The 18426-nt window shown below is 70.3% G+C and carries 17 protein-coding genes; 14 read left to right on the top strand and 3 right to left on the bottom strand.

From position 1 onward, the window contains the following. Nucleotides 1-164: 164 nt before the first annotated feature. Nucleotides 165-1382 (bottom strand): threonine aldolase family protein, encoded by a 1218-nt coding sequence (locus ABT025_RS23895; RefSeq protein WP_350998002.1) that lies wholly within the window; start codon nt 1380-1382, stop codon nt 165-167. A gap of 186 nt (nt 1383-1568) precedes the next feature. On the opposite strand from ABT025_RS23895, the gene ABT025_RS23890 reads away from it, so the two are divergent. From ABT025_RS23890 to ABT025_RS23845, 10 genes are all read left to right on the top strand, one after another. Next, nucleotides 1569-2525, top strand: a complete 957-nt coding sequence (locus tag ABT025_RS23890) for a Rossmann-like and DUF2520 domain-containing protein (protein ID WP_350998000.1) — start codon at nt 1569-1571, stop codon at nt 2523-2525. After that, nucleotides 2522-3568: a pantoate--beta-alanine ligase gene (gene panC / locus ABT025_RS23885; protein ID WP_350997998.1), complete on the top strand. Its 1047-nt coding sequence runs from the start codon at nt 2522-2524 to the stop codon at nt 3566-3568. The genes ABT025_RS23890 and panC overlap by 4 nt, the downstream gene beginning before the upstream one ends. Continuing rightward, the gene (locus ABT025_RS23880) at nt 3565-5298 is read left to right on the top strand and encodes an L-aspartate oxidase (RefSeq protein ID WP_350997995.1); all 1734 of its coding nucleotides are present in this window, start codon (nt 3565-3567) and stop codon (nt 5296-5298) included. Before panC ends, ABT025_RS23880 begins: the two co-directional genes overlap by 4 nt. Before the next feature lie 2 nt (nt 5299-5300). After that, nucleotides 5301-6344 carry a carboxylating nicotinate-nucleotide diphosphorylase gene (gene nadC, locus ABT025_RS23875; RefSeq protein ID WP_350997992.1) on the top strand — a complete coding sequence of 348 codons (1044 nt, stop codon included), beginning with the start codon at nt 5301-5303 and terminating at the stop codon, nt 6342-6344. Beyond that, on the top strand, nt 6344-7141 hold the full coding sequence (locus ABT025_RS23870; RefSeq protein WP_350997989.1) for a type III pantothenate kinase: 798 nt from the start codon (nt 6344-6346) through the stop codon (nt 7139-7141). The genes nadC and ABT025_RS23870 overlap by 1 nt, the downstream gene beginning before the upstream one ends. Nucleotides 7142-7322: 181 nt before the next feature. Then, nucleotides 7323-7898: a hypothetical protein gene (locus tag ABT025_RS23865; protein WP_350998106.1), complete on the top strand. Its 576-nt coding sequence runs from the start codon at nt 7323-7325 to the stop codon at nt 7896-7898. Nucleotides 7899-7941: 43 nt separating this feature from the next. After that, entirely contained in the window at nt 7942-8121 is a 180-nt protein-coding gene (locus ABT025_RS23860) for a hypothetical protein (RefSeq protein WP_350997986.1), read from the top strand. A gap of 122 nt (nt 8122-8243) precedes the next feature. Beyond that, complete coding sequence (locus tag ABT025_RS23855) at nt 8244-8705, top strand: BlaI/MecI/CopY family transcriptional regulator (protein ID WP_350997983.1); 462 nt, start codon at nt 8244-8246, stop codon at nt 8703-8705. 9 nt (nt 8706-8714) lie between these two features. Further along, nucleotides 8715-9272 (top strand): amino-acid N-acetyltransferase, encoded by a 558-nt coding sequence (locus tag ABT025_RS23850; protein ID WP_350997980.1) that lies wholly within the window; start codon nt 8715-8717, stop codon nt 9270-9272. A 144-nt stretch (nt 9273-9416) separates the two neighbouring features. Continuing rightward, entirely contained in the window at nt 9417-9752 is a 336-nt protein-coding gene (locus ABT025_RS23845; protein WP_350997977.1) for a histone-like nucleoid-structuring protein Lsr2, read from the top strand. On the opposite strand, the gene ABT025_RS23840 is transcribed toward ABT025_RS23845, so the two are convergent. Beyond that, nucleotides 9731-10351, bottom strand: coding sequence for an SCO3374 family protein (locus ABT025_RS23840; RefSeq protein WP_350997974.1), 621 nt, complete (start codon nt 10349-10351; stop codon nt 9731-9733). The two genes, ABT025_RS23845 and ABT025_RS23840, sit on opposite strands and share 22 nt — an antisense overlap. A 430-nt stretch (nt 10352-10781) precedes the next feature. Here ABT025_RS23840 and ABT025_RS23835 point away from each other — a divergent pair, with 430 nt between their 5' ends. The 3 genes from ABT025_RS23835 (at nt 10782) to ABT025_RS23825 (ending at nt 16021) form a co-directional block, all read left to right on the top strand. Next, entirely contained in the window at nt 10782-13310 is a 2529-nt protein-coding gene (locus tag ABT025_RS23835) for an ATP-dependent Clp protease ATP-binding subunit (protein ID WP_350997971.1), read from the top strand. Nucleotides 13311-13530: 220 nt separating this feature from the next. Continuing rightward, nucleotides 13531-14724 (top strand): outer membrane protein assembly factor BamB family protein, encoded by a 1194-nt coding sequence (locus tag ABT025_RS23830; protein ID WP_350997968.1) that lies wholly within the window; start codon nt 13531-13533, stop codon nt 14722-14724. 571 nt (nt 14725-15295) lie between these two features. Continuing rightward, the gene (locus ABT025_RS23825; protein ID WP_350997965.1) at nt 15296-16021 is read left to right on the top strand and encodes a M23 family metallopeptidase; all 726 of its coding nucleotides are present in this window, start codon (nt 15296-15298) and stop codon (nt 16019-16021) included. Nucleotides 16022-16042: 21 nt separating this feature from the next. On the opposite strand, the gene ABT025_RS23820 is transcribed toward ABT025_RS23825, so the two are convergent. Then, nucleotides 16043-16627 carry a TetR/AcrR family transcriptional regulator gene (locus ABT025_RS23820; RefSeq protein WP_350997962.1) on the bottom strand — a complete coding sequence of 195 codons (585 nt, stop codon included), beginning with the start codon at nt 16625-16627 and terminating at the stop codon, nt 16043-16045. 123 nt (nt 16628-16750) lie between these two features. On the opposite strand from ABT025_RS23820, the gene ABT025_RS23815 reads away from it, so the two are divergent. Next, nucleotides 16751-18325 carry an MDR family MFS transporter gene (locus tag ABT025_RS23815; RefSeq protein ID WP_350997953.1) on the top strand — a complete coding sequence of 525 codons (1575 nt, stop codon included), beginning with the start codon at nt 16751-16753 and terminating at the stop codon, nt 18323-18325. The last annotated feature ends 101 nt before the right edge of the window (nt 18326-18426 follow it).

Here is an 18426-nt window from a genome sequence, read left to right as displayed (position 1 = left end):
GGGCGGAACGGGGTCCCGTCCGGCGCGGCGCGGCGCGGCACGGTCAGCCGCAGCCGCAGCCGCAGCCGCAGCCGCAGCCGCAGCCGCAGCCGCAGTCGGCGGTCGGCGTCGAACGGGGCGCGCGCCGGAGCGGCCGGGGCGTCTGCCGACCGGTCCGGCGCGCCTCACGACTGCTGAGCCACCCGCTTCAGGAACTCGCCCAGGGCCGCCTTCACGTCCGCCGCGGTCCACTCCAGCCCCGCCTCCGACACCGTGACCTCCGTGAACGAGACCCCGGGCGGGCCTGCGGCAGCCGGGTGCCACAGGCGGAACAGGGCCACGCCCGTCTCTTCCACCTGGCGCAGGGACGCTTCCTCCAGGACGTCCGCCGGGTAGGGCAGCCAGACCTGGAACTGGTGTGTGTGCGGTGGTTCCGGGTGCACCCGGAACCACCCGGCACCGGCCTCGGCGAACCCCTCGGCGAGCGCGGCGGCCACCACCTTCGCCTGCGCCACGTACGACGGCAGCTTCGGCAGCTCCTGGTCCAGGCCGATCAGCGCGGCGAGCGCCGCCGGGAACTGCTGGAAGAGCTGACCGCCGTACCGGTGCCGCCAGGTGCGGGCCTCGTCGATCAGCGAGGCCGAACCGGCGAGCGCCGCCCCGGAGATTCCGCCGAGGGTCTTGTAGAACGACACGTACACACTGTCCGCGAGGGCCGCGATCTCCGGCAGTTCGCGCCCGAAGCGGGAGGCGCACTCCCACAGCCGCGCCCCGTCGAAATGCACCACGGCGTCGCGCTCGCGAGCCGCCGCCACCACGGCCTCCAGCTCCTCCCACGTGGGCAGGACGAAGCCGGCGTCGCGCAGCGGCAGCTCCAGCATCAGGGTGCCGAACGGCTCCGCGAAGTCGCGGACCTCGTCCGCCGTGGGCAGCCGCGGCTCGGTCGTCGGATGGACCGTGCGCAGCCCGGTGACCGCGGACAGTGCGCCGCGCTCGTGCACCTCGGGGTGGGCGAGCGGATGCAGGGCCACCGTCGGGTTGCCGGTGCGCCCGGCCCAGCAGCGCAGCGCGACCTGCTGCGCCATCGTCCCGGTCGGGAAGAACGCGGCGGCCTCGGTGCCCAGCAGTCCGGCGATCCGCTGCTCAAGATCGGCGACGATGCCGTTGCCGTAGATGTCGGCGGGCCGGCCGGGATCGGTGACCGTGGCCGCGCCCGCGGTCAGGGACGCCAGCTGCTCGCCGAGCGAGCGGTCCACCGGCGACCGGGACAGGAGCCTTCGGGCCTGCCGCCACGCGGCGATGCGGCGCAGCCGCTGCGGATCGGGTTCCTCTTCCCCGTGTCCGCCGGGGCCCTGCGGCCCGTCCGTCGCCTCGTCGCGCACCTGCTCGTATCCGTCTGCCATGGGACGATCATCACGCAGAAGGCAGCCCCTGCCCACAGGATAAAGAGGCCCCCGGCCCGCAGGTGTCGCCACGGCCGGGAGTTTCCACAGCCTGTGGACAGCCGGGGGCCCGGACGAAACGCTGGCGTAGCATGCAGAGAAATCGTCCGGTACCCCCCGCGGACTGGAACGGAAGGCCACCGCCGCGTGAATGCAACAACGCCCAAGGAGCCCCTCGACGCGAGGGACCGCCCCGCCCGGCTCACCGTCGGCGTCGTGGGCGCGGGCCGTGTCGGCCCCGCCCTCGCCGCAGCCCTGGCCCTCGCCGGGCACCGCCCCGTCGCCGTGTCGGGTGTCTCCGACGCCTCGGTGCGCCGCGCCGCCACCCTGCTTCCCGACGTCCCCCTCGTGCCGCCCGCCGAAGTCCTCGCGCGCGCCGAGCTCGTCCTGCTGACCGTGCCCGACGACGCCCTTCCGGGGCTCGTCGAGGGCCTCGCCGAGACCGGTGCGGTCCGCCCCGGACAGCTGATCGTCCACACTTCGGGGCGGTACGGGACGAAGGTGCTGGATCCCGCCCTGCGGGCCGGCGCCCTGCCGCTGGCCCTGCACCCGGCGATGACGTTCACGGGTACCTCAGTGGACGTCCAGCGGCTGGCCGGCTGCTCCTTCGGGGTCACGGCCCCCGAGCAGCTGCGGCTCGCCGCCGAGGCGCTGGTCATCGAGATGGGCGGCGAACCCGAGTGGATCGCCGAGGAGTCCCGTCCGCTCTACCACGCGGCGCTCGCCCTCGGCGCGAACCACCTGGTCACCCTCGTCACCCAGTCGATGGAGCTGCTGCGCACGGCAGGGGTCACCGCCCCCGACCGGATGCTCGGCCCGCTGCTCGGCGCCGCCCTGGACAACGCCCTGCGCTCCGGTGACGCCGCCCTGACCGGCCCGGTGGCCCGGGGCGACGCGGGCACGGTCGCCGCGCACATCGGCGAGCTGCGCACCCACGCCCCGCAGACGGTGGCCGGCTACGTCGCGATGGCCCGCGCCACCGCCGACCGCGCGCTCGCCAACGGCATGCTCAAGCCGGAGCTCGCCGAGGACCTGCTCGACGTCCTGGCCGACGGCTCGGCCGCATCCGGCAGCGCCGGTACCGGACCGGAGGAGTCCCGATGACCGCATCCGCCGCCACCCTGCTCCGCACCGCCGCCGAGCTGGCGGCCTACGCCCCGGACCGGGACCGGGCCGCCCCCGCCGGAGCTCCGGCCACCCGGGCCGAGCGTGCCGTCGTCATGACGATGGGCGCTCTGCACGAGGGCCACGCCTCCCTGATACAAACCGCACGCGCGGTTGTCGGCGCGGCCGGCCAGGTCGTCGTCACCGTCTTCGTCAACCCGCTCCAGTTCGGGGAGAGCGCCGACCTCGACCGCTACCCGCGCACCCTGGACGCCGATCTCGCGGTGGCCGGCGCGGCCGGCGCCGACGTGGTCTTCGCACCGTCCGTCGACGAGGTCTACCCCGGCGGCGAACCGCAGGTCCGTATCTCCGCGGGCCCGATGGGCGAGCGCCTCGAAGGCGCCTCGCGCCCCGGGCACTTCGACGGCATGCTCACCGTCGTCGCCAAGCTGCTCCACCTCACCCGCCCCGATGTCGCGTTCTTCGGGCAGAAGGACGCTCAGCAGCTGGCGCTGATCCGCCGCATGGTGCGCGATCTGAACTTCCCCGTGGAGATCGTGGGCGTGGAGACGGCCCGGGAGCCCGACGGTCTCGCGCGCTCCAGCCGCAACCGCTTCCTCGACCCGCACGAGCGCCACACAGCGCTCGCCCTGTCCCGGGCGCTGTTCGCGGCCCGTGACCGGCTCGCCGCCCAGCAGGCGCTGCATGCCCGCGCGCAGACCACCGGGGCGACGGAGGGCCGGGCCGCCGGACTCACCCGGCTGGGCGAGGCCAGACTGGCGGCCGACGCCCAGGCGGTCGCCCGGGCCCGGCCGGAAGGCGGCCCCGCCGCGGTGCGGGCCGCCGCACGCTCGATCCTGGACGACGCGGCGGCCGAGCAGCCCCCGCTCGCCCTCGACTACCTGGCGCTCGTGGACCCGGCGGACTTCACCGAGATCCCCGACGACCGCACCGCCGGTGACGCGATCCTCGCCGTCGCCGCACGGGTGGGCGCCACCCGCCTCATCGACAACATCCCGCTGACCTTCGGAGCCACCACGTGACCGGAATACGGCTGACCGCCCCCGCCCCCGGCTGGTCCATCGACGCCGATGTCGTGGTCGTCGGCTCCGGCGTGGCCGGACTCACCACCGCGCTGCGCTGCGCCGCCGCGGGCCTCGCCACCGTCGTCGTCACCAAGGCCCGCCTCGACGACGGCTCCACCCGCTGGGCCCAGGGCGGCGTCGCGGCCGCACTCGGTGAGGGCGACACTCCCGAGCAGCACCTGGACGACACCCTGGTCGCCGGCGCGGGCCTCTGCGACGAGGCGGCGGTGCGCACCCTGGTCACCGAGGGACCCGACGCCGTGCGCCGGCTCATCGGCACCGGTGCGCACTTCGACACCGCGGACGACGGCTCCATCGCGCTGACCCGCGAGGGCGGCCACCACCGCCGCCGCATCGCCCACGCGGGCGGCGACGCGACCGGCGCGGAGATCTCCCGCGCCCTGGTCGAGGCGGTCCGCGAAGCCGCCCTGCACACCGTCGAGAACGCCCTCGTGCTCGACCTCCTCACCGACGCCGAAGGCCGTACCGCCGGGGTCACCCTGCACGTCATGGGCGAGGGCCAGCACGACGGCGTCGGCGCGGTCAACGCCCCCGCGGTGGTCCTCGCCACCGGCGGCATGGGCCAGGTCTTCTCCGCCACCACGAACCCGCCCGTCTCCACCGGCGACGGTGTGGCCCTGGCGCTGCGGGCCGGGGCGGAGGTCTCGGACCTCGAGTTCGTCCAGTTCCACCCCACCGTCCTCTTCCTCGGATCCGGTTCCGAGGGCCAGCAGCCCCTCGTGTCGGAGGCGGTACGGGGAGAGGGCGCCCATCTCGTCGACGCGTCCGGCACACGCTTCATGCTCGGGCAGCACGAACTGGCGGAGCTCGCCCCGCGCGACGTCGTCGCCAAGGCCATCACCCGCCAGATGCAGCTGCACGGCACCGAGCACATGTACCTCGACGCCCGTCACTTCGGTGCCGAGATGTGGGAGCGGCGCTTCCCCACGATCCTGGCCGCCTGCCGGGCCCACGGCATCGACCCGATCACCGAGGCGATACCGGTCGCCCCGGCCGCGCACCACGCCTCCGGCGGCATCCGTACCGATCTGCGGGGCCGCACCACCGTGCCCGGCCTGTACGCCTGCGGCGAGGTCGCCTGCACCGGAGTGCACGGCGCCAACCGGCTGGCGTCCAACTCGCTCCTCGAAGGGCTCGTCTTCGCCGAGCGCATCGCGGCGGACATCGTCGAGCAGAGGCCCCGCGCGGGCGAGGCCGTCAACACGCACCCCGCACCCTCCCCGCTCATGGCCCCCGAGGCGCGGGTCACCATCCAGCGCATCATGACCCGCGGAGCCGGTGTCCTGCGCTCGGCGGACAGCCTCGTCACCGCCGCCGAGGAGCTGGAGGACCTGCACCGCAGCGCGTTCCTCCAGGCCGGGGCCGCCGAGCCGAAGAACGCGGTGCCCGGGGTCGAGGCCTGGGAGGTCACCAACCTGCTGCTGGTCTCCCGGGTCCTGGTCGCCGCAGCCCGGCAGCGCGAGGAGACCCGCGGCTGCCACTGGCGCAAGGACCGGCCCGAGCGCGACGACGAGAACTGGCGCCGCCACCTCGTCGTCCGGCTCACCCCGGACCGGCAGCTCGTCCTCCGTCGGACGGATACCGAGGCATTCGGGCCCGTAGGCCCCTCCGGGGCAGCAGACTGCGCAGCAACAGGCACCACCCACCCCACTCCCGAGGAGCCGTAACCGTGAGCACGCCCGAAGAGAATCCGCGCCCCACACCCGTGGACGTACCGCTGATCCAGATCGGGGCGCCCGCACCTGCCGCGGGCGGCTGCGGGGACGGCTGCGGCTGCGGCGGGGAGGACGGCTACGACCTGGACGCCCTGGAGTGCGGTCTGGACCCCGCGCTCGCCCAGCTCCTCGCCGACGCGGGCCTGGACCCGGTCACCGTCGAGGACGTCGCGCACGTCGCCATCGAGGAGGACCTCGACGGCGGAGTGGACGTCACCACCGTCGCGACCGTGTCCGAGGACGCGGTGGCCACCGGCGACTTCACCGCCCGTGAGGCGGGCGTCGTGGCCGGCCTGCGCGTCGCCGAGGCCGTTCTCTCCATCGTCTGTACGGACGAGTTCGAGGTCGAGCGGCACGTCGAGGACGGGGACCGTGTCGTTCCCGGCCAGAAGCTGCTGACGGTCACCACGCGCACCCGCGACCTCCTCACCGGCGAGCGCAGCGCGCTCAACCTGCTGTGCAGGCTCTCCGGCATCGCCACCGCCACCCGCGCCTGGGCCGACGTGCTGGAGGGCACGAAGGCCAGGGTCCGCGACACCCGCAAGACGACCCCGGGCCTGCGCGCCCTGGAGAAGTACGCGGTGCGCTGCGGCGGCGGGGTCAACCACCGCATGTCGCTGTCCGACGCCGCCCTGGTCAAGGACAACCACGTGATCGCGGCGGGCGGGGTCGCCGAGGCGTTCAAGCGGGTCAGGGAGGAGTTCCCGGACCTCGCGATCGAGGTCGAGGTCGACACGATGCAGCAGGTCACCGAGGTCCTGGACGCCGGTGCCGATCTGATCCTGCTGGACAACTTCACCCCGTCGCAGACCGCCGAGGCCGTCGCGCTCGTCGGCGGCCGAGCGGTCCTGGAGTCCTCGGGCCGGCTGTCCCTCGGCTCGGCCCGCGCCTACGCCGAGGCCGGTGTGGACTACCTGGCCGTCGGCGCGCTGACCCACTCCTCGCCGATCCTCGACATCGGTCTGGACTTCCGCGACACCGACGGGGCCGGCGTCTGATGCTGCTCACCATCGACGTCGGCAACACCCACACGGTCCTCGGGCTGTTCGACGGCGAGGAGATCGTCGAGCACTGGCGCATCTCCACCGACGCCCGCCGCACCGCCGACGAGCTCGCGGTGCTCCTCCAGGGCCTGATGGGCATGCATCCGCTGCTGGGCATGGAGCTGGGCGACGGCATCGAGGGCATCGCGATCTGCTCCACCGTCCCGGCCGTCCTGCACGAGCTGCGCGAGGTGACCCGCCGCTACTACGGCGACGTCCCCGCCGTGCTCGTCGAACCGGGCATCAAGACCGGGGTGCCGATCCTCATGGACAACCCGAAGGAGGTCGGCGCGGACCGCATCATCAACGCGGTCGCCGCCGTCGACCTGTACGGCGGCCCGGCGATCGTCGTCGACTTCGGCACGGCCACCACCTTCGACGCGGTCTCCGCCCGGGGCGAGTACACGGGCGGCGTCATCGCTCCCGGCATCGAGATCTCGGTCGAGGCGCTCGGCGTCAAGGGCGCCCAGCTGCGCAAGATCGAGCTGGCCCGGCCGCGCAGCGTGATCGGGAAGAACACCGTCGAGGCCATGCAGGCGGGCATCATCTACGGCTTCGCCGGCCAGGTCGACGGTGTCGTCGGACGGATGAAGAAGGAACTGGCGGCCGACCCCGACGACGTCACCGTCATCGCGACCGGCGGCCTTGCTCCGATGGTGTTGAACGAGGCCTCCGTCATCGACGAGCACGAGCCCTGGCTCACGCTCATCGGGCTGCGCCTGGTGTACGAGCGGAACGTCTCGCGCCTCTGAGCCGTGGCCGGGAGGCCGCGTCCGGCCTGCGGACACGCCCAGGAGTGCGCGGCCCCGACCGGTGGGTTCCCGGCGCGGTGGCTCACGGAGCCGCCGCGCCGCCGACGGCCAGTTAAACGGATTTTGTCCATTTAGCACGTATTGTCGCGCTATGCCCACGCCCTACGGATCACGCGGCGGTATGGCGTTCAGCGCGGACGAGCTGCGAGTGCTCCGCCGTGCCCTCGCCATCGCCCTCCACCCCGCGCCCCTGCCCGACGAGGACGTCCAGGACTGCCTGCGGCTAGCGGGCTCCGTCGACGAGGCGGTCGGTGAGGCCGGACGGCTGCGCGCCTTCCTCCTCGCCGACCTCGTCCGCTACCGAAACGCCCTCCCCGGCTCCCTCAGCGGGTACCTGGAGCGCCTCCAGGACGCCCTGGCCGCCGAGTACGACCCCCGCCCCGAGGATCTCGCCGCCCTGCGTGCCCTGCGCGGCGGACCGGTCGCCGCGGCACTCCTGGAGCGCTGTCAGGTGCTCGCGGAGCGTTCGGTGCGGGCCCGCCTCGCCGGGCGAGCGGTGTCCGCGTCGGCGCCCGCGCCCCGCAGCCGGCTGCTCGCGCTGCCCGGCGGCCGTGCCGCGGAGCCCGAGAAGCCGAAGGCCCCGGCGGCCCCGGCCCGTCCGGCGGCGCCGTCCGAACGCCCGGCGCCGAAGCCTTCGGAGGTCTTCCCGCCCCGCCGTCGCCCGGTTCCACCGCCACAGCAGCGCGCCGCGGGGTAGGGCCTCTCACCGTGCCCGGTGAGTGCTCGCTACTCTGGACGCCATGGACTACGTATCCGCGCTCGTGCCCCCCGTGGTGATGGCCGCTTTCTTCATCGGCCTGGTCGTGACGATCGTCAAGAGCCAGGGCGGGCCGAACAAGGCCAAGGAGGACGCGGCCGTGGACGCCGCGATCAGCCGCGCGGAATCGGCCCCGCGGACGCCGCGCGCCGACGGGGTCTGAACTCCGGTCCGCGCTTCCCGCGCACCGCACGCGTACGAAGGGCGTACGGCTCCCGAGAGCCGTACGCCCTTTTGCTGTGTAAATAACCGGCTATTCCAGACATCTGGCACTAGGGTGACGCTGTGCCCCGCCAATTGGGAGAGCTGGAAGACGCCGTGATGACGCGGGTCTGGCAATGGAACCGACCGGTCACCGTGCGGGAAGTCCTTGAGGACCTTCAGCAGGAGCGGTCCATCGCCTACACCACCGTCATGACGGTTATGGACAATCTCCATCAGAAGGGCTGGGTACGCCGGGAAGTGGACGGCCGCGCATATCGATATACGGCGGTCTCCACCCGAGCCGCGTACTCGGCCGCACTGATGAACGAAGCATGGTCACAGAGCGACAACCCCGCCGCCGCGCTGGTCGCGTTCTTCGGCATGATGTCGGCCGAGCAGCGTGAGGCCCTTCGGGACGCCATGAGGATCGTTCTGCCCACTCTTCCCGAGGACATCGTGCAGCCGGCCGTTGAAGCGGCCGGTGAAGGTGGTGCGGAAGGCGCCGAAGCGGCCGATGACGCGGAGCCGGACCCCGGGCGATAGCGTCGGGGTATGTCCTCAGAGCTTCCCCATACCGATTTCCAGACCGATCCGTCGGTTATAAACGTCGCCATCACCGTCCGCCGCGCGAGGACGAGCGATGTGGCCTCGGTCCGGCGTCTCCTCGACGGCTACGTACGAGAAGGCATCCTGCTCGACAAAGCGACGGTGACGCTTTACGAGGACATCCAGGAGTTCTGGATCGCCGAACGCGACGAGGATGCCAGGGTCATCGGCTGCGGCGCACTGCACGTGATGTGGGAAGACCTGGCCGAAGTCCGTACTCTCGCCGTCGACCACAGCATCAAGGGGGCCGGAGTCGGGCATCAAGTGCTGGACAAGTTGTTGCAGACGGCCCGCTGGCTGGGTGTGCGACGGGTTTTCTGTCTCACCTTCGAAGTCGACTTCTTCGCGAAGCACGGCTTCGTGGAGATCGGAGAGACACCGGTCGACGGAGATGTCTACAGTGAGCTGCTGCGTTCCTATGACGAGGGAGTCGCGGAGTTCCTGGGTCTCGAACGAGTGAAGCCGAACACCTTGGGCAACAGCCGGATGCTTCTGCACCTGTGACCGTCGGAAGAAGCGCGATCCCTATGTCCGAATCGCGCACGTTTCCCGGCTTCTTGCGCTCCTGAACCTCTCCCGGGGGTTTGTGTTTTCCGGGGAAAAGCGGTTTCCTTTCCGCGTACTCCATTTTCGATGAAAGGAAATCCGGTGGCACAGAAGGTTCAGGTCCTTCTTGTTGACGACCTCGACGGCGGCGAGGCGGACGAGACCGTGACGTTCGCTCTCGATGGCAAGACGTACGAGATTGACCTCACCACGGGCAACGCGGACAAGCTCCGGAGTCTTCTTGAGCCCTACGCGAAGAGCGGCCGGCGTACCGGTGGCCGTGCGGCGTCCGGTCGCGGCAAGGGCCGCGCCGTTCCCGGCGGCAACAAGGACACCGCCGAGATCCGTAAGTGGGCGCGCGAGAACGGCCACAATGTGAATGACCGTGGCCGCGTTCCCGCGGAGATCCGTGAGGCTTACGAGAAGGCCAACGGCTGATCAGCCGTTTCATCGGGGGACATCCCCGTCCGGGCGCGCGTCAAGCGGGCCCGGTGGCATTCCGTCGCCACGGCGTCCACGAGCCGGATGAGATCGGGAGCATCCCCACCCCTGCTCCCGAAGCCGGAGAGGGCCGGGAACACCGGCTCCCCCTCCTGCTCGTGCGTTGGGCAGGGGGGCCGCAGCCATACGGCGGCCCCCGGCGGACCCGGCCGCCCCGGCGGCGGCGGTGCGGTGATCCGCCCGCCCGAGCCGACAGCGGTCAGCGCGAGGGCGACCCCGCCCCACTCCAGCCAGTCGAGCAGCCCGGGCAGCTCGTCGGCGCTTCCCGGTGCCACCAGCAGACTCATCCGCCGGCCCGTCAGTGCCACCGGACCGGTACGGCCCACCCGCCGCAGCGCCGCGTGGCCGGCGTCGGCAGGGACCACGAGCGCGTCGAACCGCAACCCGGTCAGCAGCCGCACCGGTGAGCTGCCGGCCGTCGCCCAGCCGAGCTCCCGCTCGTACCACCGGGCGCACGCGCCCCGTGACGCACCATCGGCACGGCCGCCCCGCTCTGCGGGGAGCGCGGTGCGGGGAGGAGGGACGGTGAGGGTCATGACGGAAGAACTCCCGATCCACGCCATGGGTTACGCAGAGTTCTTGATCGAACGCATAGTGTGTCCGGGTTGGGGGCGTACGGGCGTATTCGGGAGTACGAAGATGTTCGCCCGTAGCGGAGGGAACCCGCGTAAGCCGCATGGACTGTCTGTAATTGCGGGTAAGACATCCCTAGTGGGAAGGGCGACACACCAGCCACCGGACGTCTCACGTTCGCCATCGGCGTACTGGCGATAGGGGTATCTGCCTGGCCTGCGGGAACATCGTCTCGCAGGATCGGGTTGGAGCAGTTGTCGGCGTTCGGGGCAGGAGGCCATCGACGGGTGTCGGCAGTTGAAATGAGCGGTCCCCGCTTGCGGGACTAAGCTGCGGAAGGACAGGGAGGGGACCGACCCCTTACTGCCTGACCGCTCTGAGGAGCGATTAACGATGTTCGAGAGGTTCACCGACCGCGCGCGGCGGGTTGTCGTCCTGGCTCAGGAAGAAGCCCGGATGCTCAACCACAACTACATCGGCACCGAGCACATCCTCCTGGGCCTGATCCACGAGGGTGAGGGTGTCGCCGCTAAGGCCCTGGAGAGCCTCGGGATTTCGCTCGAGGCGGTCCGCCAGCAGGTGGAGGAGATCATCGGTCAGGGCCAGCAGGCCCCGTCCGGGCACATCCCCTTCACACCCCGAGCCAAGAAGGTCCTGGAGCTGTCGCTCCGCGAGGCCCTTCAGCTCGGCCACAACTACATCGGCACCGAGCACATCCTGCTCGGCCTGATCCGCGAGGGCGAGGGCGTCGCAGCCCAGGTCCTCGTGAAGCTGGGCGCCGACCTCAACCGGGTGCGCCAGCAGGTCATCCAGCTGCTGTCCGGTTACTCCGGCGGCAAGGAGGCGGCCACAGCGGGCGGCCCCGCGGAGGGCACGCCCTCCACGTCGCTGGTGCTCGACCAGTTCGGCCGGAACCTCACCCAGGCCGCTCGTGAATCCAAGCTCGACCCGGTCATCGGGCGCGAGAAGGAGATCGAGCGGGTCATGCAGGTGCTGTCCCGCCGTACGAAGAACAACCCGGTCCTCATCGGCGAGCCCGGCGTCGGCAAGACGGCGGTCGTCGAGGGCCTGGCGCAGGCCATCGTCAAGGGCGAGGTGCCCGAGACCCTCAAGGACAAGCACCTCTACACCCTCGACCTCGGTGCGCTGGTCGCCGGGTCCCGCTACCGCGGTGACTTCGAGGAGCGCCTGAAGAAGGTGCTCAAGGAGATCCGCACCCGCGGCGACATCATCCTGTTCATCGACGAGCTCCACACCCTGGTGGGTGCGGGCGCCGCCGAGGGCGCGATCGACGCGGCGAGCATCCTCAAGCCCATGCTGGCGCGAGGCGAGCTCCAGACCATCGGTGCCACCACGCTCGACGAGTACCGCAAGCACCTGGAGAAGGACGCCGCTCTCGAGCGCCGCTTCCAGCCGATCCAGGTCGCGGAGCCGTCGCTGCCGCACACCATCGAGATCCTCAAGGGTCTGCGCGACCGCTACGAGGCCCACCACCGCGTGTCCATCACGGACGAGGCGCTGGTCCAGGCCGCGACGCTGGCCGACCGCTACATCTCGGACCGCTTCCTTCCGGACAAGGCGATCGACCTGATCGACGAGGCCGGATCCCGGATGCGCATCCGCCGGATGACCGCGCCGCCGGACCTCCGCGAGTTCGACGAGAAGATCGCGGGCGTGCGTCGCGACAAGGAGTCGGCCATCGACTCCCAGGACTTCGAGAAGGCGGCGTCTCTCCGCGACAAGGAGAAGCAGCTGCTGGCGGCGAAGGCCAAGCGCGAGAAGGAGTGGAAGGCCGGCGACATGGACGTCGTGGCCGAGGTCGACGGCGAGCTCATCGCCGAGGTCCTCGCCACCGCCACCGGCATCCCGGTCTTCAAGCTGACGGAGGAGGAGTCCTCCCGTCTGCTGCGCATGGAGGACGAGCTCCACAAGCGCGTCATCGGCCAGAAGGACGCCATCAAGGCCCTCTCGCAGGCGATCCGCCGTACGCGAGCCGGTCTGAAGGACCCGAAGCGCCCCGGTGGCTCGTTCATCTTCGCCGGTCCGTCCGGTGTCGGTAAGACCGAGCTGTCCAAGACGCTCGCCGAGTTCCTCTTCGGTGACGAGGACGCGCTGATCGCCCTCGACATGTCGGAGTTCAGCGAGAAGCACACGGTCTCGCGGCTCTTCGGTTCTCCCCCCGGTTACGTGGGATACGAGGAGGGCGGCCAGCTCACCGAGAAGGTGCGCCGCAAGCCGTTCTCCGTCGTCCTCTTCGACGAGGTCGAGAAGGCCCACCCCGACATCTTCAACTCCCTGCTCCAGATCCTGGAGGACGGTCGCCTGACCGACTCCCAGGGCCGGGTCGTGGACTTCAAGAACACGGTCATCATCATGACGACCAACCTCGGGACCCGGGACATCTCCAAGGGCTTCAACCTGGGCTTCGCCGCCCAGGGCGACGTGAAGACGAACTACGAGCGGATGAAGACCAAGGTCAACGAAGAGCTCAAGCAGCACTTCCGGCCCGAGTTCCTCAACCGTGTCGACGACACGGTCGTCTTCCACCAGCTCACCGAGGAAGACATCATCCAGATCGTCGACCTCATGCTCGCCAAGGTGGACGAGCGCCTGCGGGACCGCGACATGGGCATCGAGCTGAGCCCGGCCGCCAAGTCCCTGCTGGCGAAGAAGGGCTACGACCCCGTGATGGGCGCCCGGCCGCTGCGCCGGACGATCCAGCGCGAGATCGAGGACATCCTCTCCGAGAAGATCCTCTTCGGTGAGCTGCGCCCCGGTCACATCGTGGTCGTCGGCACCGAGGGCGAGGGTGAGGAGCAGAAGTTCACCTTCCGCGGCGAGGAGAAGTCGGCTCTGCCCGACGTCCCCCCGATCGAGCAGGCGGCAGGCGGCGCCGGCCCGAACATGACGAAGGAAGCGTGAGCGGCGCCTAGCGCCCGAGCGTACGAAGGGGCGGCCCCGGACCGGTTTCGACTGGTCCGGGGCCGTCTCTTTGCTGTTGCGTACATAGTGACGGTGACGTCACAGGCGTGTCCCGGTCGGGTCCGTGGCGTATGGAGGCGGAAAATCGCTGGCTAGTCTGGCCCCGGCTCCGGACGCTTCGTCCGGACGTGGACGAACGGCGAGGGGGACGGGGCAGATCATGCGCAGAAGCGATGTGTCACGCAGACAGATGATGAAGCTGGCCGGAGCCGGGCTGGTGCTTCTGGGCGCCGGTACGGCGGCCTGCGGTCCGGAGGAGGATCCGGTCGGCAAGGAGACGGACAAGCCGGGGGAGGCGGCCGGCACTCCGGTGCCGGGGTCCAAGCCGCAGCCCGCCTGGCAGCAGACCTCGGCCTACGACGGACTGGCCTGGATCTCCGCGCTCGCCGTGGTCGGCAACGTGGTGCTCGTCTCCGGCGACCCGCTGAAGGCCCTCGACATATCCACCGGCAAGGAGATCTGGTCCCGCGCGGAGGTCACCGTCCCCGGCGCCAACATGCTCATCGGGGACGGGACGCTCTATCTCGCGAGTGCCCGGTACGACGGGAACATCGTCGGCCTGGATCCGGCGACGGGCAAGGACACCTGGCGGAGCCGGCTGGGGGACCAGTACTCCCAGCCCCGGCCCATCGCCGCGGACGCGAACCACGTCTACGTCGTCGCGGGAATCCTGGACAAGGAGTTCAGGACGCCGGAGAACGTGATCGCCGCGATCGACAGCACATCGGGCAAGGTCGTCTGGCGGGAGAAGCGTGACCACGGCACGGAGGAGAACGGCATCACCGCCCGGGTGATCGGCAACCGTCTCGTCTACACGGACTTCCGGGAGAACCTCACGGTGCGCGACACCGCGACCGGCCGTCAGGTCTGGACGAAGAAGATCGGTCGGTCCAACAACCGCGGCTTCGTGGTCCACGACGGCCTCGCCATCCTCGCCAACGGGCAGCAGATGCGCGCCCACGACCTGGCCGACGGCAAGGAACGCTGGTCCTTCGCGACCGAGGAGTTCAGCCGGTTCAACGATCCGGCGGTCCTGGACGGCGTCCTCTACGTCTCCGACAGCGCGCACGGCCTCTGGGCGGCCGACCCCGCGACCGGGAAGAGGCACTGGCACGACAAGGGGAGCCTGGACGTCGCGGCCCCCTGGCAGTTCGCCAAGGTGGGCGACGTCCTCTACGGGGCGACGGAGTTCGACGAGCACGGCGGCATCCACTCCTACGACGCCGGCAGCGGGAAGCTGCGCTGGACGTACAACGACGGCTCCGGCGACCTCCAGCGGTGGTACCTGGCGGCAGGCGGCAAGCAGCTCGTGGCCCTGCACGCGAAGAAGGTGACGGGGCTGCCCGCCGTCTGAGGGCTGCCCCGCAATCCCTGGCAGGCGCACGAGGACGGCCTCGCCGCGTTGTCTGCCGGAACGCCCGAATGCATCCGGTACGCGGACGGCCCTCCGCCTTGCGACGCACCGCATCCGACGCCGCGCGCTGATCCGCCACGGATTACGGGACAGCCCCTGGGGCACCGGGCCGAAGGTCCCGAAACGGACAGCCCTTGGTCCCACCGCCGGTGACAAGGCGCACAGCCCTTTCGGGGCCTACTAGGCGCCCTAGGAGAAACGGCCATGATCGCGGCAGGGACTTTCGGCCCGGTGTCGGGCAAGGCTTTCGAGGGTTTGGGGGTAAAGGCCTGGATGACGGTGCTGTGTCCGGTATGGACGGTTTGGAACTGGGGTTAAACCTGCCTCGGCGAAGACTTTCGGCGGCCGCCCGGGGGTCCGGAACGGGATCGGTGGCGGCGAATTCCCGGGCCCCCGGCTACGGCTTTTCTTCGTAGATGGGGGGTTTGAGTGCACCCGGGGGTGCGGGTTACCAAGGTATGGCCAGCCCGGCGCAACGCCGGGTCCAGTCATCTCCGGAGGTTTTCCGCTTATGTCGAAGCGCGTTACGTTCCAGTCCCGCCGCCCGTCCGCTTCCCGTGTCCGTGGCGCCGTGGTGGCAGCCGGCCTGGGGACGTCGATGGTTCTCGGTGCGGGCGCTGCGTTCGCGGCCGGCACGACGGGGACCGCCGGCACCGCGAGCCCGGCCGGTGCGACCACCGCCCACTCGGTCGCCCAGCAGGCGGCCGCGCAGGGCAAGGCGGCCGAGCACACCGCAGCGAAGAAGGCCGAGGCGGCCAAGAAGAAGGCTGCCGCGGCGAAGAAGAAGGCGGCCGCCAAGAAGAAGGCCGCCGCGAAGCTCGCCTGGGAGACCCCGGTCGACCGCTACCAGCTGAGCGCGAGCTTCGGCAACGACGGCAGCCGCTGGTCGCACAAGCACTCCGGCCAGGACTTCGCCGTGCCGATCGGCACCAAGGTCGAGGCCGCGCACAAGGGCATCATCGTGAAGGCCGGCCCGAACGGCGGCGGCGACGGTCCCGCGTACGGCAACGCCATCGTGATCAAGCACAGCAACGGCACGTACTCGCAGTACGCGCACCTGTCGAAGATCGACGTGCACATCGGCCAGTCCGTGAAGAAGGGCGAGAAGATCGCCCTCTCCGGCAACACCGGGAACTCCAGCGGCCCGCACCTGCACTTCGAGATCCGGACCACCCCGAACTACGGTTCGGCGGTCAACCCGGTCGACTACCTGCACAAGGAGGGCGTCTCGGTCTGATCCGGCCGGGACACCACCCCGCTACTGGGCGGAACCCGGGTCGTGTGCCCGGGTGACCAGTTCGACGGCGACTTCGAGGACGGCCTTGCGCTTCTCCTCGGGGTCGCCGTCGATGTCTTTCAGCGCGAACATTCCGGCGTGCATCGTGAAGAGCGCGCTGAAGCACCGCACCTGGTCGGTGATCGGGGCCTCGGGGTCCCTGATCAGGTCCATGAGTGCCAGGACCCGGTCCTTGATCGTCACGCCGATGCTCAGGTCACGCACGGTCGCCTGGTTCTCCTGCATGAAGCGGAAGAGCGGGGCGGCGGCGGTCAGCGCCTCGCTGTAGCGGGCGAGGAGCTCCTTCTTCGTCTCCAGGGTGCGCGGCTGCTTCTCGCCCCAGGCGATCAGATCCTCGACGGGCCGGTTGAGGTCCTCGAAGATGCTGACGAGGATGTCTTCCTTGGTCTTGAAGTGGTAGTAGAGCGCGGCCTTGGTGACGTCGAGCTTCTCGGAGATCTCGCGCAGTGAGGTCTTCTCGTAACCCTGCTCGGCGAAGAGTTCCAGGGCGACGTCCTGAATGCGCTGGCGGGTGTTGCCCCGGCGCGGCTGCGGCGTGCTGCCCATCGTGCTCTCCCAATAACTTACTTGACGCCCGGCTAGTTACGGGACTAGTTTCCCCTAGTGTAGTCAACTAGCCGGGCGGCAAGTAAGTGCCCGGCGTACAGGGGATCTGGGGAGTTGGGGAACATGGCGGACCTGATGAAGGCGGCGGACGGGAAGGCGGACGCCCCGGCCGGACCGGCGGGAAAACCCGAACCGCAGCAGCGCAGTGTGCGGGTGGTGATGCTCGCCCTGATGATCGCCATGCTGCTGGCCATGCTCGACAACCTGATCGTCGGCACCGCCATGCCGACCATCGTCGGTGACCTCGGCGGGCTCGAGCACCTGTCCTGGGTCGTCACCGCCTACACCCTGGCCACCGCCGCCTCCACCCCCATCTGGGGAAAGCTCGGCGACATGTACGGGCGCAAGGGCATCTTCCTCACGTCCATCGTGCTCTTCCTGATCGGTTCGGTCCTCAGCGGCATGTCCCAGGACATGGGCCAGCTGATCGGCTTCCGGGCCGTCCAGGGTCTGGGCGCCGGCGGTCTGATGGTCGGCGTCATGGCGATCATCGGTGACCTCGTGCCGCCCCGCGAGCGCGGCAAGTACCAGGGCATGATGGCCGGCGTCATGGCGATCGCGATGATCGGCGGACCGCTGGTCGGCGGCACCATCACCGACCACCTCGGCTGGCGCTGGAGCTTCTACATCAACCTGCCGCTGGGCGCCGTCGCCCTGGCCATGATCACCGTCGTGCTGCACCTGCCCAAGCGGGAGCGCACCAAGGCGAAGGTCGACTACCTCGGCGCCGGGCTGCTCACCGTCGGCATCACCGCGATCGTGCTGGTGACCACCTGGGGCGGTTCGGAGTACGACTGGAACTCCGCCGTCATCATGGAGCTCATCGCGATCGGCGTCGCCTCGCTGGCCGGCTTCCTCTTCGTCGAGACCAAGGCCGCAGAACCGATCATCCCGCTGCACATCTTCCGCAACGCCAACTTCACGCTGATGTCCGTGGTCGGCTTCATGACTGGCTTCGTGATGTTCGGCGCGGTGCTCTACCTGCCGCTGTTCCAGCAGTCCGTCCAGGGCGCGTCCGCGACCAACTCCGGACTGCTGCTCCTGCCGATGCTCCTCGCGATGATGATCGTCTCGCTGGTTGCCGGGCGGATCACCACCAGCAGCGGCCGGTACAAGATCTTCCCGATCGTGGGATCGATCCTGATGGTCGCCGGACTCTTCCTGCTCTCGACGATGGACACCGGCACCACCCGGTTCACCTCAGGTATCTACATGGCGGTGCTCGGTGCGGGCATGGGCTTCCTGATGCAGATCACGATGCTCGTCGCGCAGAACAGCGTCGAGATGAAGGACATGGGTGTCGCCTCCTCCTCCACCACCCTGTTCCGTACGCTCGGCAGCTCCTTCGGTGTCGCCATCATGGGCGCGCTGTTCACCGGACGGGTGAGCGACGAGATGGCCGCCCGCGGCGGCGCGGGTGCCACCATGCACGGCGCCCAGCTGGACGCGGCGAGCCTGGCGAAGCTGCCGGTGCCGGTGCGCGAGGCGTACGAGTACGCGGTGGCGTCCGGCACGCACATCGCCTTCATGGTGGGCGCCTCGGTCGGACTGATCGCGGTGGTGGCCGCACTGTTCGTCAAGGAGGTGCCGCTGCGGGGCACCGGACCGGAGAAGGCCCCGATGGCCGAAGCCGTCTGAGGTTTTCGCAGCTTGTGTACGAGCCGCCACACCCGGCTCAGGCAGGTGTCGGAGTAGGCGTCCAGCAGGTCGGACGATCCGGTCGTGTGCTGACGCACCAG

The sequence above is a fragment of the Streptomyces sp. NPDC002809 genome (assembly GCF_040295435.1).
GTDB lineage: Bacteria > Actinomycetota > Actinomycetes > Streptomycetales > Streptomycetaceae > Streptomyces.
This window is presented reverse-complemented; position numbering and strand designations above follow the sequence as displayed.